Origin of the sequence: Alteromonas sp. McT4-15 (genome assembly GCF_020515205.1) — a bacterium.
Lineage (GTDB): Bacteria > Pseudomonadota > Gammaproteobacteria > Enterobacterales > Alteromonadaceae > Alteromonas.
Map to the genome: position 1 here is coordinate 82,490 of NZ_JAJALG010000005.1, position 16,360 is coordinate 98,849.

General features: G+C 43.5%; 14 protein-coding genes. 9 read left to right on the forward strand and 5 right to left on the reverse strand.

Going from position 1 to position 16,360, the window contains the following annotated elements:
* Nucleotides 1–15 precede the first annotated feature (15 nt).
* Nucleotides 16–615, forward strand: a complete 600-nt coding sequence (locus tag LHL20_RS05985; protein ID WP_226432640.1) for a hypothetical protein — start codon at nt 16–18, stop codon at nt 613–615.
* 158 nt (nt 616–773) lie between these two features.
* Nucleotides 774–1,658, forward strand: a complete 885-nt coding sequence (locus LHL20_RS05990; protein ID WP_226432641.1) for a WYL domain-containing protein — start codon at nt 774–776, stop codon at nt 1,656–1,658.
* Nucleotides 1,659–1,672: 14 nt separating this feature from the next.
* Here the strand turns inward: LHL20_RS05990 and LHL20_RS05995 are convergent, their stop codons facing one another.
* Complete coding sequence (locus LHL20_RS05995; RefSeq protein ID WP_226432642.1) at nt 1,673–3,799, reverse strand: response regulator; 2,127 nt, start codon at nt 3,797–3,799, stop codon at nt 1,673–1,675.
* 93 nt (nt 3,800–3,892) lie between these two features.
* The gene (locus LHL20_RS06000) at nt 3,893–4,873 is read right to left on the reverse strand and encodes a glycosyltransferase family 2 protein (RefSeq protein WP_226432643.1); all 981 of its coding nucleotides are present in this window, start codon (nt 4,871–4,873) and stop codon (nt 3,893–3,895) included.
* Nucleotides 4,874–5,321: 448 nt separating this feature from the next.
* On the opposite strand from LHL20_RS06000, the gene LHL20_RS06005 reads away from it, so the two are divergent.
* Entirely contained in the window at nt 5,322–5,870 is a 549-nt protein-coding gene (locus LHL20_RS06005) for a hypothetical protein (RefSeq protein WP_202261802.1), read from the forward strand.
* Nucleotides 5,871–5,880: 10 nt separating this feature from the next.
* Here LHL20_RS06005 and LHL20_RS06010 read toward each other — a convergent pair whose 3' ends face one another.
* Nucleotides 5,881–6,864 carry an endonuclease/exonuclease/phosphatase family protein gene (locus LHL20_RS06010; RefSeq protein ID WP_226432644.1) on the reverse strand — a complete coding sequence of 328 codons (984 nt, stop codon included), beginning with the start codon at nt 6,862–6,864 and terminating at the stop codon, nt 5,881–5,883.
* A 308-nt stretch (nt 6,865–7,172) separates the two neighbouring features.
* Between LHL20_RS06010 and LHL20_RS06015 the strand changes: the two genes are divergently transcribed.
* Nucleotides 7,173–7,772 carry a BON domain-containing protein gene (locus tag LHL20_RS06015; protein ID WP_226432645.1) on the forward strand — a complete coding sequence of 200 codons (600 nt, stop codon included), beginning with the start codon at nt 7,173–7,175 and terminating at the stop codon, nt 7,770–7,772.
* 268 nt (nt 7,773–8,040) lie between these two features.
* Nucleotides 8,041–8,418, forward strand: a complete 378-nt coding sequence (locus LHL20_RS06020) for a hypothetical protein (RefSeq protein ID WP_226432646.1) — start codon at nt 8,041–8,043, stop codon at nt 8,416–8,418.
* 76 nt (nt 8,419–8,494) lie between these two features.
* On the opposite strand, the gene pyk is transcribed toward LHL20_RS06020, so the two are convergent.
* Complete coding sequence (gene pyk, locus LHL20_RS06025; protein WP_202261798.1) at nt 8,495–9,931, reverse strand: pyruvate kinase; 1,437 nt, start codon at nt 9,929–9,931, stop codon at nt 8,495–8,497.
* Between the two features lie 315 nt (nt 9,932–10,246).
* Nucleotides 10,247–11,098 (reverse strand): MurR/RpiR family transcriptional regulator, encoded by an 852-nt coding sequence (locus tag LHL20_RS06030; RefSeq protein WP_159626062.1) that lies wholly within the window; start codon nt 11,096–11,098, stop codon nt 10,247–10,249.
* Nucleotides 11,099–11,382: 284 nt separating this feature from the next.
* Between LHL20_RS06030 and zwf the strand changes: the two genes are divergently transcribed.
* From zwf to LHL20_RS06050, 4 genes are read left to right on the forward strand one after another with little or no spacing between them, the layout of a single operon-like run.
* Entirely contained in the window at nt 11,383–12,876 is a 1,494-nt protein-coding gene (gene zwf, locus LHL20_RS06035) for a glucose-6-phosphate dehydrogenase (RefSeq protein WP_226432647.1), read from the forward strand.
* A gap of 1 nt (nt 12,877) precedes the next feature.
* Nucleotides 12,878–13,570, forward strand: coding sequence for a 6-phosphogluconolactonase (pgl, locus tag LHL20_RS06040; protein ID WP_202261796.1), 693 nt, complete (start codon nt 12,878–12,880; stop codon nt 13,568–13,570).
* A gap of 9 nt (nt 13,571–13,579) precedes the next feature.
* Nucleotides 13,580–15,406, forward strand: coding sequence for a phosphogluconate dehydratase (gene edd / locus LHL20_RS06045; protein ID WP_226432648.1), 1,827 nt, complete (start codon nt 13,580–13,582; stop codon nt 15,404–15,406).
* Nucleotides 15,406–16,359, forward strand: coding sequence for a glucokinase (locus LHL20_RS06050; RefSeq protein ID WP_226432649.1), 954 nt, complete (start codon nt 15,406–15,408; stop codon nt 16,357–16,359). The genes edd and LHL20_RS06050 overlap by 1 nt, the downstream gene beginning before the upstream one ends.
* The last annotated feature ends 1 nt before the right edge of the window (nt 16,360 follow it).

Sequence of the window (16,360 nt, forward strand, 5' to 3'; positions counted from 1 at the left end):
TTTTGGAAAAACATAATGAAAAAGCTTATTTTAGTATTTTTGGCAGCAATGACATTTAATGCAAACGCTGCATTTATAACTCTGACCACTGACAAGACTGAATATAACGTGGGTGACACCATTAGCGTGACAGTGAGTTTGAGTGGCTTAGTTGAAAACGGCACGCAAACATTCTTTTCGTCATATGTAACGGCATTCAACTTTGATTCAAGTGTACTCAGTGCAGTTGAGCCAAGCCTAACTAGTTTAATGGCGTTTGGCCCTTCTATGGCGCCTGGCATATTTCCATCTGAGCTATTTGCCGGTAGCGTTACAGGGAATATGGTATCAGGTTCTTCAATTGCTTCTCCGATGGCAAATCCGTTTTTCCAATCGGGTATGAAAACGGTAGGCTTGTATACGTTACAGTTTATTGCTATTGCTGCGGGCGATAACATCGACGGGTTTAGTTTTACGCAAAGCGATTTTTTTGATGCTGCTTTGGGCTCTACTCAAACTGCTGATGTTGAAACTGCGCGCTTTACTGTAAGTCAGGTTCCTGCGCCAAGCACAGGAATACTGGCACTGCTAGGTTTGGCTGCATTGGTGTATAGCCGTAAGCAAAATGCAAAATAAATAAACTTGCAGTGTAGTGGTAGCCCGGTGGCTTGATAACAAGCACCGGGCTTTTTTTTAAGCTGATAAACGCTAAGAAAATGTGCGCCAAGTTGAAAATCACTATTTACATACGACTCAAAATAAACCACACTGAAGAAAAACAACCAGCGCTTTGTATGTTAGATTCAATTTCATTTTCACAACGCCAGCGTTTGGCGTATATCGATTTTTGCCTTTTGTTTAAAGGTGCTATCCATCGTCAAGATCTCATCAACCGGTTTCAAGTAGGGTTATCTGCGGGGTCGCGAGATTTCACGTTATACAAAGAGTTAGCACCGGATAACCTGATTTATGATCCGCGAGAGAAACGGTATTTTCAAACCGAGACTTACTCTCCCTTATTTGAACATGACGCTAGGCGTACGCTCGTTAAACTGGCAAATGATATATCGGATGGTTTCGACGCTATCGGTGATATTCACTTTCCAGTTGAAAGCGCGTCGTCATTAAACGTACCAGACATTTTTGTTGTTGCTAAGGTGGTTCAAGCCATAGTTAATCAAAAGGCTATTAGCATTATCTATACGTCACTTTCCAGTGGTAGCGGCGCACGAGAGATAGTACCTCACAGCATTGTTGATAACGGACAGCGGTGGCATGTTAGAGCATTTGATAGAAAATCGCAGAGCTTTAGAGATTTTGTATTAACGCGTATTAGTAAAGTTACCGTTAAATCCGCGCCAGAGCCTCATGAATGTATTGACTGTGATGAGCAGTGGCAGCGTTTAATTCCACTAGAAATTGTACCGCACCCCAAAAATATAAAGTTTCCTACGGCGATAGAGTTAGATTATGCGATGGAAGAGGGGGTATTAACTTTGCAAGTGCGAGCCGCAATGGCGGGATATCTATTACGCCGTTGGAATGTAGACTGTACCAAACACGCCAGCTTAAAAACGGGTGAGTATCAGTTGTGGCTGCGCAATCAGGGCTCTCTTGCTAACACAGATAATTTGGCCATTGTACCTGGCTATATAGCGCAACAGGTGCCGTTTCAATAAGAGTTTGCTATTGCCTAATGCTTGGTATGCTTTTGAATACAAGCGATTAGAGTAGCTTTGTCTAGTGGTTTGGTAAGGAAATCATTCATGCCAGCGGCTAGACATTCCTCTTTGTCTTCCAAAAATGCATTGGCAGTAAGCGCAGCTATTGGAGTGTTAATACTCAGTGTGTTTCTTAATATACTTGATGCTTCAAGGCCATCCATAATTGGCATATTGCAATCCATCAGGATGAGGTCAAAGGTATGTTGTTTACAGGCATCCACGGCGTCCTTTCCATTTTTTACGTGTAAGTATTTGTAACCTGTACTTTTCAGCATTGTTTTTACTACTTCAGCGTTAATCTCATTATCTTCGGCCAGAAGAATACGCACATTGCCATTACGCGTGTGAGCAGTATCGTTTTTATTGTCTTGAACTTGAATGAGCGAGGCTAAGTCGTTTTCCAGCTCGCGTCGATTTATGGGCTTAGCATGTGTTTTCCAAATCAAAGAAGAAACGTCGTCTTCGTATTCTAATCGCTCGAGTTCCGCAGATATGAGAATGACGCGAGGAAAGTTTACGGGCTCTTGCTTTTTAAGCTCCCGAAGTAACTGAGGCCCACTCATTTCAGGCATGGCGATATCGAGAATAATAACATCGAATGAAAGTGGATCATCAGCGAGAAATGACTTAGCACTGTAGTAGCACGCGCTTTCAATCTGTAATGAAGAGACCACGTGATTGATATATTCCCTGCTAGTTTGTAGGTCATCAACAATTGCACACCGAATGCTGGAATTGGGTTTAACTGTTAATGCTGGAAGCGTCGACTCTTCAACTTGAATGGAAAAAGTAAACGTACTTCCTTTGCCATACGTTGATCGCACAGAAATGTCACCTTTCATAAGTTGGGCAAGTTGCTTGGCTATACTTAAACCCAATCCAGTACCACCATACGAACGGGTTGTTGAATTGTCTGCCTGCTCAAACTTGTTAAAAATATGCGCCAATTGCTTTTCTTCAATGCCAATTCCTGTATCGGTAATTTCAATAGAAAGCACATTGGATTTCGACTTGCGAAGGTACGACACTTGAAAGGTCACACTACCTTTTTCGGTAAACTTAATCGCATTGCTGAGTAAGTTATGTAACACCTGAGATAATCGAGTGATATCTCCGGTTATAACATGCGGTAAAGACGGATCTTTATAATAATGAAACGCTAGCCCTTTGCGCTGACATGCCACGCGCTGTAGCGACACCACGTCATCGAGAACTTGTAAAATATCCACAGGCGCTTGCTCAACAATTATTTTGCCAGCTTCAATTTTCGATATATCCAGAATATCGTTTATTAACACGAGGAGCTGGCGACCAGATGCCCGTGCTTTCTTTAGGTAAACATCGCTTTTATTTGGATTGTCTAGCGCCAATTCAATCATGCCAAACAAACCATTCATTGGGGTGCGTAGTTCATGACTCATGCTAGAAAGAAATTCGGACTTTGCCTTACTGGCTTTCTCAGCTTGCCGAGCTAATGCTTGTGCCTCGTTTCTGAGTATAATTTGCTTATCAAAAGCGGCTTTAATTGTTTTTTCCAGAGGCCAAAAAATAACAAAAGCTTCAATCGTCAGTAATAGCAAAGTGGCTAGCCAAATAAATATTTCAATTTGAGCGACATCACTAACGCGCGTTGAAGCTTCTTGCTCGAAGAAATTAACGACATTGTCTAATGCAGTGAGTAAATCGGTGACTTGTTCAATAGACAAACTCAAACCCTTTTCGCACATTGGGCTTTCCAGTATATTTTGCGCTTCGTTGATGAAGTTTCTTACGTGCTCGTCAAGTTGGCCATTACCAAAATAAGTGTCTTTTACATTAGCGGGAAGGTTAGGGAGTGAGGTAAGTCTGTAATGATTTACTTTAAAGGTTTCTAGTGTTGCCTCTAGGTATGTCTCTTCTAATGAGGCTCTACACGCAGCGCCTGTAGAGCTCAATAACGCAATACGCTGCGAGAGCATGCGTTGTTGTCCGGCAATATTGATGATTTCTGCGTCGTATTTTTGCTCATCAATCAGACTGTAAATAATAAAAAAGGACAGTGTGACAAGCGTTGCTGTTAGCAATAACGCGACGATGTATCGAAAGCGTAATGACATATATGTGAGCATGAGTTAGCACTCATCTCAAGATAATAGATGCCACGGCGTAACGCAAACGCCTAACGGTGTAATTGAAACATTTATTGCGGATTAAGCAATGGGTTCAAGAGCCCTTTTGGAAGTGGGTAAAATAGTGACTTCGTTCTGAGCAGTATGGTGAAACTTTTTGAAACGGGCACGCTTTTCTTTTGATGAGGAGCGCATCTCTTCCTCTGAAGGAAGATGTTTTACATGCAGTCCCTGAGTTTCGAAGTCATTATTAATGTAGCCTAGTGCCGCATAGCGTTTTAGCACCGCGTTGCAAGGGTAGAATCCCCATTTGTGATGAAATCGCTGCGCGTTAGAAACAAAATCCAACAAGTGATTTAGTGGACATCGGTAAGTGAGTCTTTCTGGTACAAATGTAACTGTCTCTAGCTGCACAAGTTGCAGTCCGAGATGTCGACACGTGGTAAAAAAGTCTTCGTCGTTTAATCCGAAACCTGTGTAACTTTCATCGAAACCGCCGGTTTTTTCAAAGTCTGCCTTACTAATAAAAAACACTGTAGAACAAATACTATCGTTACTAAACTCTCCATAGTTAATTTCCTGATTTTGTTGATTGTCATTTAAGTTTTCTAAGAATGTCATGTCATCATTACTCGAGCGGTAACCCGTTGCTAATTCAAGGTGACTGCGCTTGAGTTGGTTGTACGAGCCTCGACATAAATCCTCAGATACAAATTTTACTGACGTAAAAACAACACTGTCTGATGTTAATTTACGTACACCATCACCCACTAACGTTGGTGCGATAATAGCTTCAACATTCACATACAAAATCGTGTCATATGTTGCGGCTAACATGCCTTTGTTTCTTGCTCTTGCAATGGGTAATGTCTGTTGCGTTGTGAACTTATGGACAATGTCGAAGTGATCACTTTTCATCAAAGAAAGTTCAGACGGTGGTGCCATCCAAACTACAATCAACTCCGAAGGCTTGTCGGTGCCAGCCTCTAATTGCGAAATAAGACGGCAAAGCTTCTCGGTACGATTTTTGACAATAGTCACTACGCTCACTGGCATGTGCATGAAGGCCTCCCTCGCATGTCGCTGTCTCAACATTCACTTGTATGACGCATAACTTTTGATAGCTATTAAGCAAAAAACAGTCCTAATGGATTAACTATCTGTTTAATAATGTTTTTTATTGTTTGGTGAACGTAGGTGACAGTGTGTATTGTTGCTCATTGGGTAGATAGGCTATGACAGTGAGAAAGAGTTACACGCGTAGCCAAACGTTTCTACTATGCGCCAGGTTAGAGATTTGATATTCTTACCTTCAGTAATATAACTCTTTGTATTGTAAAGGTTCACATCGAGTGTTCTTCGGTGTTCCACAATGTGAACTTTGGTCTAAAATGTGGATGAATTGCATGCCACACTCTGCAATATGTACTATGCTCGTTAATGTGAGTCCATGGCTTTACTTTAACCGTATAAGTTGTTGGTTATTAAATTTTCAAGTGGTGTAAAGGCTGTGTCAGTACAATCTTCAGTAGTCGTTCGTCAATATGACAAACAGTCGCTAAAAACAGTTGACGTTATCTCCGGCATCTCTCCAAACGCAATGAGGCGGGTATTTGGCGGCTGGATATTTTTCGCTGCAGTAGTGGGTATCATTGTGGCAGTAGCGCCAGACTTGAGCGCTCAGTTTATCGGATTAACGCTTTTTGTGTTGGTCGCGTTTACATTGGTAATGTTTGGCCAAAGCCGTATCTCGGAAGGTTGGCCAGCTATTATCTGCGACCAGAACTTCATTGGCGTTGTAAGAGATCCGGTTGCTCGAGAGTACATATGCGTCGACTCTTCATTAGTCGTCGATGCAAAGCCAACACTTATCAAACCCAATAAAAAAGCTGTTGAGATTCAATTGGACTATGAAAAGCTTTCAGAGCAAGACATAGCGCTACTCAAGCAAGCAGTTTGGCCGTACAGCGACAAATTGGTGGGGTTAGCCCATTTCAAAAAGCGCGAAGAGGCATGTGAGAGTGTTATGTGGTGCGTTCAACATCGTTCATCTCATTAACTAGGGCGTGTTAATCCCGATTGGGTGGTGCAACAAGTGCCAGTTGAGTGAAAAGAGGGTAATGGTCAGAGCCAATATCACTTAGTCTCTCAATACGTACTAATGAAAAGTGCTTCGAGTGAAATACGTGGTCAAGCGGCCACTTCACAAGTGGATAGTGTGCATGGAAGGTGTTAAAAAATCCTCGTCCCTCTCGCGGGTCAAGCAGGCCACTTATCTTTTTAAAATGGCGCGTGGTGGGTGACCAGGCCACATCATTTAGATCTCCTGCAACTATAATAGGGCCGTTTTGCTTCGAAATTTCCTTTCCAACCACATGTAGCTCAATATCTCTCGGTTTTGCATATTCGTTTTCGGTTGGACTTGGTGGTTTAGGGTGTAAAAAGTATAAGGTTACTTTTTGCCCATCAACATTAATCGTTGCTCTAATCGACGGTACGTCATCCTCAATCAAAAAGCGTAAGGTCACATTCTCAAAAGCATACTTGCTGTAAACATGCATGCCGTATAAGTTCTCTAATGGGCAAAATTTCTGATGGGGGTAGTCTTCTTCAAGCTCACTGAGGTGATCTTGCCACTTTTTATTAGACTCAAGGGTAACTAAAAAATCAGGTTGGGTGCTATGCACATGGGATAGTAGCTTTTGAAAACCGTCGTTCGGCATATAAACATTGCTTGAAAGGATGCTCAATGTCTCTTTAGACTCAGCCGCTACACGACGTACTTCGCGCTTGTAAAGTGGTGTATAAGGGATAATCCACATGCATTGATAGAGCAGACTGACGGCAAGCCCTAGCATTAATATCACATCTAATACCGATAAAGTGTAAGAGATTGCTTTCACTGTATAGACCACAAGTAATACCGCTAGCAAAGTCGCTATTTGTAATCTAGGAAATTCCCATACTCTAACTGTCCAGTGCGACGAGGGAAGTAATGGTATAAAAGATATCGCTATGAAGATTACAGAAAAAACCAACAACACTATTTCCATTTAGATAGCCTCCCTGAGCCATAGAACTCGCCACCAAGCATAGCGGGCAGTTTTATTTCGGTTACGCAGTTAAGAATTGTTAATGTTTACGCTGGCGAGAAGAGAATAGTTTAGATTCAGTTCAGATGTGCTAAATAAGAATTATTATTCTTTGGCGAGTAAAAATTGCTGCAAAGCAAGCAAACTTTTCATCTTGAATATTGGTTGTTGTGTTTTGTGTTTGAGTTTTTTTATTTTAAATCAGTTTGTTATGTCGTTGGCATTGTTTTGGCATTACCTTATTCGAGTTTCGACAAAGGAGAAATGTTATGAAACGCACACTACTTTCTATGATTGTTGCTACATCGTTGACTACTGCTGCTTATGCAGGTGATATGAACTCTGACAACAAGTGGGAAAAGGGCGCCAAAGACGCATGGATTGATGGCAAAGCTGAAGCTACGCTGTTGTTCAATGGTAACCTAGATTCATTCGATATTAACACCGATGTTTCAAACGGCAATGTTGTTCTTACTGGTAAAGTGGATAACTCTGTTGAGAAGAAGCTGGCTGAAGAGTTAGTGTCTAACATTGATGGCGTAAAGTCGGTAGACAACAAACTAACGGTTGTTGCAAAAGCTGACATGGATTCTGATATGTCAGAAGACATGGAAGAGACGTACGACGAAGGTACGAGTGAGTTAACTGACGCGAAAATCGCTACCGTAATTAAAACTCGCCTTCTTATGGATACGGATATCTCTGGTTTTGACATTGATGTCGATGTAGAAAACGGCAATGTAACCCTAACGGGCGATGTTGATTCTGATGCTGAGCGTGACCTTGCGATTGAGATTGCGAAAAATGCATCTGATGTAAAAGATGTCGAAGATAACTTACGTGTGGTGACTGAAACAGCCATGAACTAATTGCGTTTAATCACCGATACAGAAGGGGCTTCGAGCCCCTTTTTTGTTTTAACCGACAACCTGTTTTCAACCTCATTTCCCAAACTCTGCACGACAAACACATCTTTGTTTTGTCGTAGCGTGAAATATTCAAAGCGCTGTGTACAAAATTCCCAACCTTCATGATCAATAAATAGCTAAAATTATATACGTCATTGTTTTATATGTATTTTATTGTTGGCTCGATAACTGCAATCTATTATTAACTAGACGCTTCAAGGAGAGTGGCATGAATATTTTACGCTGGGTTGTTTCGGGGTTCGTTGTATCTTTTTTTGTAGTTATCGTTGGAATGGCAAGTAACGGTAGTACTTTTGTAAGTCAAGCGACAGCAGATGATCAGGAGCGTGTGCTACATCCAGATATTGTGAAAATAGAAGGCACGTATTCGCAAGTTGAATTTGATTTAAGTAGAAAGTCTCATTTGCTACGTAAGATGCGGATGGACCATTATATTGCTCAAGCAAAACAGGCCGACTTGCGAGGGTGGGATCATGAGCGCGATGATTTAATTGAACGCGCTGAAAACATTCTGTCGCATCATTTGACCCAATATGCAGTGAGTGTTCAAAACGATGCAGAATCGTATTCTGTATCTTCAATCTAAATAAAAAAGCGAAGCCTGATGTCAGGTTTCGCTTTTATTCTTTTAGCGCTCTATGCCATTGTTTAAATTGTTAGTCTTACTCTACATCGACAATTTTAAGCGTATTGGTGGCACCCACTTTTTCCATCTCGTCACCATAGGTCAAAATAATGCTATCACCGCTTTTAACTAAGCCTTTCTCTTTGAGTGAAGCAATAACATCATACTTCAAGCGACCTGGCTCACTTTGTGATGAGTCAAAGTAAACCGGTTTTACGCCGCGGCAAAGCGCCATCGTGTTTAGTGTTGTTTCGTGACGCGACATTGCTATTATTGGCAAGGATGTGGTGATGCGTGACATCAGCGTTGGCGTGCTTCCGCTTTCCGTCAAACCGACAATTGCCTTAACACTTGGGAGGTGGTTTGCTGCGTAAACTGCTGAAAGTGCAATTGACTCACTGGTAGACGAGAATTGTTCGTCCATGCGATGCTTTGAAATTTTAACACTTGGATGTGTTTCTGCACCTTCACAAACGCGCGCCATAGCCGCAACCGTTTCAATAGGGTAGTTACCCGCGGCTGTTTCAGCAGACAACATCACCGCATCGGTACCGTCAAGCACTGCGTTAGCTACATCCATAACCTCTGCGCGCGTTGGCATTGGGCTATCAATCATCGACTCCATCATTTGCGTTGCAGTAATGACCACTTTGTTAAGCTGACGAGAGCGCGCGATAAGCTTCTTCTGTACACCTACAAGCTCGGCATCGCCAATTTCAACCCCTAAATCACCACGAGCAACCATTACGGCATCCGATGCACTAATGATATCTGTCATAGCTTCGTCAGTTGCAACGGTTTCAGCGCGTTCTACTTTGGCACAAATTTTTGCGTAGCAACCTGCTGCTTCAGCCAGTTCGCGAGCATAATTTAGATCTGCGCCGCTGCGTGGGAACGATACGGCAAGGTAATCTACGCCAATCTTAGCGGCTGTTTTGATATCTTCTTTGTCTTTTTCAGTCAACGCATCGGCAGAAAGGCCACCACCTTGGCGGTTGATGCCTTTATTGTTTGATAGCTTACCACCTACAGTTACTTCGGTGATGACTTTACGACCTTCTACACCAGTCACTTTAAGCTGAATACGGCCGTCGTCTAGCAATAAGATATCACCCGCAGAAACGTCGTCTGGCAGAGCTTTGTAGTCGATACCCACTTGCTGGTCGTTACCTTCGTCACGTCCAAGCTCTGCATCCAAAACGAATTTAGCGCCAATCTCTAGATGAACAGAACCTTGTGCAAAACGTGCAACGCGAATTTTAGGGCCTTGAAGATCGCCTAAAATTGCAACGTATTTGCCTAAGTTTTTGGCCGCCTGACGAACGCGTTTAGCGCGTTCAATATGGTCTTCTGCTTGACCGTGAGAAAAATTCATTCGTACTGTATTTGCGCCTGCGGCAATCAGTGCTTGAATTTTTTCTAATGAGTCGGTTGCTGGACCTAGGGTGGCAAGAATTTTCGTTCTTCTAGTCATGAGATTCCGTCGCTGTTTCTGTAGTTAGAAATGACAAAGAGTGTTAGGTGAATATTATTAAAATAGTCACCTGTAATCGCTTTACGTAATTTTATTACAGAATAGTAGTTGAATTTGACAAAAATGTGAATGAAAGAAAGAAAAAGTCATAACTGGCTCGACCAGTTAAGCGGCTTTAACTTACATTGTGAACAAATAATAGACTAAGTAAGGTGTGGTTGCTTAATAACAAACGCGGTTTTCTGGTATTGGGGTCAAATTCTCAAGTGTAGGCAAGCGAATGATGAAATCGACTCGCTTGCCCTGTTGCAGCTGTTAGTCGTTGCGTTTCTCATACCGAGAACCGCGAAGGGTATCTTTAACGCGCTTCAGGTTTTCTCTGAATTTGTTTCCGCGGCGCAGTGTAAAGCCTGTGGCCAACACGTCGATAAGTGTAAGCTGTGCAATACGCGATGCCATTGGCATGTACATGTCGGTATCTTCAGGTACTTCAAGCGATAAAACGTAACTGCACTCTTGTGCCAACGGGCTATCTGCCGATGTTATTCCAACGACAGTAGCGTCATTCATTCGCGCTATTTGTGCAATCTCTACCAAACTCTTTGTGCGACCGGTGTGGCTTATAAGCACTACAACGTCACCATCTGAGCAATTCATACAACTCATGCGTTGCATCAAGATGTCTTCAAAATAAACAACGGGTACGTTAAAACGGAAGAATTTATTTAGTGCATCGTGAGCGACCGACGCTGATGCGCCGAGTCCGAAAAATGAGATCTTCTGTGCTTGTGTAAGCAAATCTACCACGCGATTGACGACATTGACATCGACAGACTGTCGCGCAACCTCAAGTGACGCCATGGTCGATTCAAATATTTTATTGGTGTATTCGTCTGGACTATCGTTCTCGTCAACATGGCGGTTAACGTATGGCGTACCATTGGCAAGGCTTTGCGCTAAATGTAATTTGAAATCGGGGAAGCCTTTGGTGTCCAGTCTTCTGCAGAAGCGGTTAACCGTTGGCTCACTTACATCCGACATTTTAGCAAGTGTTGCTATACTCGAATGAATGGCTGTTTGAGGGTTCGCAAGAATAACCTCTGCCACCTTTTTCTCAGATTTGCTAAACGCCGCTTTATTTTGTGTAATTTTTTCTAAAATGTTCATACAGATATAGCAATTAAATAACGCAAGTTGTTGTAAGGTACATCTGTAATAGTACCCAATGTGACGACTGTGACAAGAAAAATGTAATTTTTTGACATTTTTTATTGTTTTGGCGAGGTTAAATCAGGGTAAACTGAGGGAAACAACAAAGATTCAGATCCTGTAGTTGGTTCAAGTTGTAATTTTACTACATTTGGTGTTAACTATACGGTAAAAATAGTCGTTAGTGTTGTAAATAACTGTACAATACGCCGCGGACACATACATTTAAAAGGTCGACGAATATGGTATTGGATAATTCCTACGAACCCTGTGATTTTGTACTTTTCGGTACATTGGGTGATCTTTCACGACGCAAGTTATTGCCTTCATTATATCAGCTTGAAAAAGCAAACTTGATGCATCCAGACACCACTATTGTTGGTGTTGCGCGTCAGGAAATGTCTTTAGACGAGTACGTTGAAGAAGTTCACACAAACCTTATCAAATTTGGTGAAAAGAACTTATGTGAAGAAACATGGGCACGCATGAAAGCGCGTTTACATTATGCTTGTGTTGATATGAAAGACGTAGAGAGCTATTGCGTTCTTGATGACCATGTTGACCCTACGCGCACCATGGTGTGTTACCTTGCAACACCACCGGCGATTTACGGTGATATTTGTCGTGGTTTGCACAGCTGCAAGATTATCGACTCAAGCGTGCGTGTCGTGCTTGAAAAGCCAATCGGCCACGATTTGGCATCGTCAAAAGTTATTAATGAGCAAGTTGCTGAATACTTCGACGAAAAACAAATTTATCGAATTGACCACTACCTTGGCAAAGAAACCGTACTTAACCTGGTTTCATTGCGTTTTGCGAACTCAATTTTTGCGACGAACTGGGATCATAATTGCATCGATCACGTTCAAATTTCAGTTGCTGAATCGGTTGGTATTGAAGGGCGCTGGGGTTATTTTGATGACGCAGGTCAAATGCGCGATATGGTGCAAAACCACTTGCTACAAATCCTTAGCTTGGTCGCAATGGAGCCGCCGACAACACTTGACGCTGACAGCATTCGCGATGAAAAACTGAAAGTACTTAAAGCGCTGCGTCCTATTAACTCATTCAACATCAACGATAGTACCGTGCGCGGTCAGTACACATCTGGATTTGTTAAAGGTGAAGAAGTGCCTGGTTACCTTGAAGAAGAGGGCGCTAATACACAAAGCAGAACGGAAACGTTTGTGGCTATCAAGGCTGAGATTGACAACTGGCGTTGGGCTGGTGTGCCATTCTACCTTCGTACAGGTAAGCGCATGCCAACAAAGGTCAGTGAGGTTGTTATTTACTTTAAGCGTCAGCCTCACAACTTGTTTGGCGACAGCTTCAAGAACCTTCCACCTAATAAGTTAGTAATCCGCTTACAGCCTGATGAGGGTGTTGAAATCACGGTAATGAACAAAGTACCGGGTCTTACGAGTTCAGGTTCTATGGATTTGCAAAAATCTAAGCTTAACTTGAGTTTCTCTGAGGCATTTGCAGACGAGCGAATCCCTGATGCCTATGAAAAGCTATTACTAGAAGTCATGTTGGGTAACCAAGCGTTATTCGTTCGCCGCGATGAAATTGAACAGGCGTGGACGTGGGTAGACTCTATTCTTGAAGCGTGGAAGCAATCAAGCGAGCCACCAGAGCCGTATCAAGCTGGTACATGGGGACCTGTAGATTCAATTGGTTTACTAGCGCGTGAAAACCGCAGCTGGTATGAAAGCAAAACAGCGAAGAAGAAATAAGATGGCGTTAACAACACTTTCATTTGAAACTCCTGATGCGCTGACCAATGCGTTTGCAGAAGACTTAGTAAGTATCCTTAAAACGGGCATTAAAACCCGTGGTCGCGCTTCACTTGTGGTCAGCGGTGGACGTACTCCATTGGCGTTATTCAAGCAACTCAGCGAAACCGACCTAGAGTGGGATAAAGTTGATATTACATTAGCTGACGAGCGCTGGGTTGAAGAAAGCCATGAGGCGAGTAATACCAGTCTAGTAAAGCAGAACTTAATTCAAAATAAAGCCGCGGCAGCTCGTTTTATCGAGTTAAAAAGCGAAGCAGAAGATGCAAAAGACGGTGTGAGCATTGCAGAGAAAAACCTTGAAGCAATGTCTCAGCCTTTCGATGCGTTAATTCTAGGAATGGGTGAAGATGGCCACACGGCGTCACTTTTTCCATGCTCAGAGCAAGTGCTAGACGGCTTAAATATGGACAGCGGCAGAACGTGCATTGCTGTTCAACCTACAACAGCACCTCACCAACGTATTTCATTGACGCTACCAGCGTTGCTCAATAGCCGTAATATCTTTTTGCACCTTACTGGTGAAAAGAAGAAGCATGTTTTGCTAGACGCTATTGAAAATGCCACCGAAGCGCAAAAGCCCATCACTGCCGTTGTGAATAGAGCACCGGTAACTTTGATGTGGGCGCCATAGGAGACGATTATGAACCCCAAAATTGCTGAAGTTACGCAACGAATCATCGAGCGTAGTAAAGAAACCCGTAAGGCGTACCTAGAGAAAATTGAACATGCACGACGTCAAGGTCCGCACCGTGGCGCATTGTCATGCGGTAACTTAGCCCACGGCTTTGCTGCCTGTGGTACAAGTGAAAAAGCAGATCTTCGCTCTATGACAAAAGCCAACGTGGCGATTGTTTCTGCATATAACGACATGCTTTCAGCTCACCAGCCTTATGAAACTTATCCAGCGCTTATCAAAGAAGCGGTGAAAGAAGTTGGTAGTGTGGCACAGTTCGCTGGTGGTGTTCCGGCAATGTGTGATGGCGTAACGCAAGGTCAATCAGGTATGGATTTAAGCCTGATGAGCCGCGATAACATTGCGCAGGGCGCAGCTATTGCGTTGTCTCATAACATGTTTGATAGCGCGTTGATGTTGGGTATCTGTGACAAAATCGTACCAGGGCTACTAATTGGTTCTTTGACATTTGGCCATCTTCCAACAGTTTTCGTTCCAGCAGGCCCAATGCCTTCTGGTTTGCCGAACAAAGAAAAGGCACGCGTACGTCAGCAGTTTGCTGAAGGCAAAGTAGGTCGCGACGCATTGCTAGAAGCTGAGTCGCAGTCTTATCACTCAGCGGGAACCTGTACGTTCTACGGTACAGCTAACTCTAACCAGTTAGTGGTAGAAATGATGGGCTTACACCTGCCTGGCTCGTCGTTTGTAAACCCAGGCACGCCATTACGTGATGCACTAACAAAAGCCGCTGCAGTGCAAGCAACACGCTTAACTGATTTGGGTGATAATTACACGCCAATTGGCCACATTGTAGACGCGAAGGCGATTGTAAACGGACTCGTAGGCTTGTTAGCTACAGGTGGTTCAACAAACCACACTATGCACTTGATTGCCGTTGCTCGTGCTGCTGGTTATATCGTGAACTGGGATGATTTTTCAGACATTTCAAACGCAGTGCCACTACTTACGCGCATTTACCCTAACGGGTCTGCTGATATCAACCACTTCGTTGCCGCAGGCGGTATGTCTCTCTTAATTAGACAACTACTTGATGCCGGTCTACTGCACAACGATGTGAAAACCATTTGTGGTGAAGGCTTAGATTTCTATACCAAAGAGCCAGTGCTTATTGATGGCGAGCTTGAGTGGCGTGATGGTCCTACTGAATCATTGGACAAAGAAGTATTGGCAACTGTGGAAGCGCCATTTAAACCAGACGGTGGTTTGAGCGTTCTTGACGGTAATTTAGGGCGTGGCGTAATTAAGACATCTGCACTTCGTACGCCTCACTGCACCCTTAAAGCGCCTGCAGTTGTATTTGAAGACCAGTTTGAACTTGACGAAGCATTTAAATCTGGTGCGCTCGATAAAGATTGTATCGTAGTGGTTCGCTTCCAAGGGCCTTCTGCCATTGGTATGCCTGAGCTACACCGATTAACACCGCCACTTGGTGTACTTCAAGACCGCGGCTTTAAAGTTGCATTGGTGACAGACGGCAGAATGTCTGGTGCATCGGGTAAAGTACCAGCTGCAATTCATGTAACACCAGAAGCTTACAAAGGCGGTTTGCTTGCAAAAGTACACGACGGCGACCTAATCGAATTAAACACCGTGACTGGCGAATTAACACTACATGTTGATGATGCGACGCTAGCTGCACGTGAAGCGCAACCTGCGAATCTTGCAAAGCATCATGTCGGCATGGGCCGTGAAATGTTTGCGGGAATGCGCGCGATGCTAACGGGTGCAGAAGAAGGTGCATGTTCACTGTTCTACACACAGGAGCAAGCATAATGGGGCAGAAGTTTGTCGCAGATGTAGGCGGGACTAACATACGTCTAGCGCGCGTGACCGAATCTGGTGTGGCTGATATTAAAAAATACATGTGTAATGACTTTGCCAGTATCGATTTGGCAATAGCACAGTATTTTGCTGATATGCCCGAATATGCTTTTACCGAAGGGTGTATTGCTATCGCGTGCCCGGTACTTGGCGATCAGGTAGAAATGACCAACCACAGTTGGGCTTTTTCACAAAACGCGCTTCGTTCTCAATTAAAGTTGAACGCGCTGTATGTAATCAATGATTTTACTGCAGTGGCGCACTCATTGCCTGTGCTTGGTGACGAGCAAGTTGTCCAAATTGGTGAGGGTAACGCAAAACCTAACGGTAATATTGCGGTATTTGGCCCAGGTACAGGGCTTGGCGTTGAACATATCACAATGACAACGTCAGGTTGGCAAACCTTAGACGGTGAGGGCGGTCATGTGGACTTTGCTCCTGTTGATGAGACCGACATCATTGTTTGGCGCCATCTACAGGCAACGTTTGGTCGAGCTTCTGCTGAAGAAGTTATGTCTGGTCGAGGCCTACATAATATCTATACCGCACTAGCTAAACATGCCGGTGAGCCGGTGACGTTCACCGAGCCTGCGCAAATCACAGAAGCGGCATTGTCGGGAAGCTGTAAATTAGCTGAAGCCACGTTGACGCAATTTTGCCGCATTATGGGCAGTTTTGCGGGAAATCTGGCATTGAACATGGCGACAACAGGCGGCATTTTTATTGGTGGCGGTATCGCAAATCGTTTCCCTGAGTTTATCCAAAACAGTGACTTTAGAGCACGTTTTGAAGCAAAAGGGCAAATGAAACATTACGTCAAAGACATTCCTACCTATTTGATAGCAGAGCCTGACCATGGTCTTCTTGGTGCTGCTGCTTATCTGAATCAAAATACAGCGAGCTAAA

Coding starts and splice junctions, on each gene's coding strand:
- LHL20_RS06000 (WP_226432643.1), bottom strand. CDS start 4,873: ATGCACATGCCAGTGAGCGTAGTGACTATTGTCAAAAATCGTACCGAG.
- LHL20_RS06050 (WP_226432649.1), top strand. CDS start 15,406: ATGGGGCAGAAGTTTGTCGCAGATGTAGGCGGGACTAACATACGTCTA.
- LHL20_RS06020 (WP_226432646.1), top strand. CDS start 8,041: ATGAATATTTTACGCTGGGTTGTTTCGGGGTTCGTTGTATCTTTTTTT.
- LHL20_RS05995 (WP_226432642.1), bottom strand. CDS start 3,799: ATGTCATTACGCTTTCGATACATCGTCGCGTTATTGCTAACAGCAACG.
- pgl (WP_202261796.1), top strand. CDS start 12,878: ATGGCGTTAACAACACTTTCATTTGAAACTCCTGATGCGCTGACCAAT.
- zwf (WP_226432647.1), top strand. CDS start 11,383: ATGGTATTGGATAATTCCTACGAACCCTGTGATTTTGTACTTTTCGGT.
- LHL20_RS06030 (WP_159626062.1), bottom strand. CDS start 11,098: ATGAACATTTTAGAAAAAATTACACAAAATAAAGCGGCGTTTAGCAAA.
- LHL20_RS06010 (WP_226432644.1), bottom strand. CDS start 6,864: ATGGAAATAGTGTTGTTGGTTTTTTCTGTAATCTTCATAGCGATATCT.
- LHL20_RS05990 (WP_226432641.1), top strand. CDS start 774: ATGTTAGATTCAATTTCATTTTCACAACGCCAGCGTTTGGCGTATATC.
- pyk (WP_202261798.1), bottom strand. CDS start 9,931: ATGACTAGAAGAACGAAAATTCTTGCCACCCTAGGTCCAGCAACCGAC.
- edd (WP_226432648.1), top strand. CDS start 13,580: ATGAACCCCAAAATTGCTGAAGTTACGCAACGAATCATCGAGCGTAGT.
- LHL20_RS05985 (WP_226432640.1), top strand. CDS start 16: ATGAAAAAGCTTATTTTAGTATTTTTGGCAGCAATGACATTTAATGCA.
- LHL20_RS06015 (WP_226432645.1), top strand. CDS start 7,173: ATGAAACGCACACTACTTTCTATGATTGTTGCTACATCGTTGACTACT.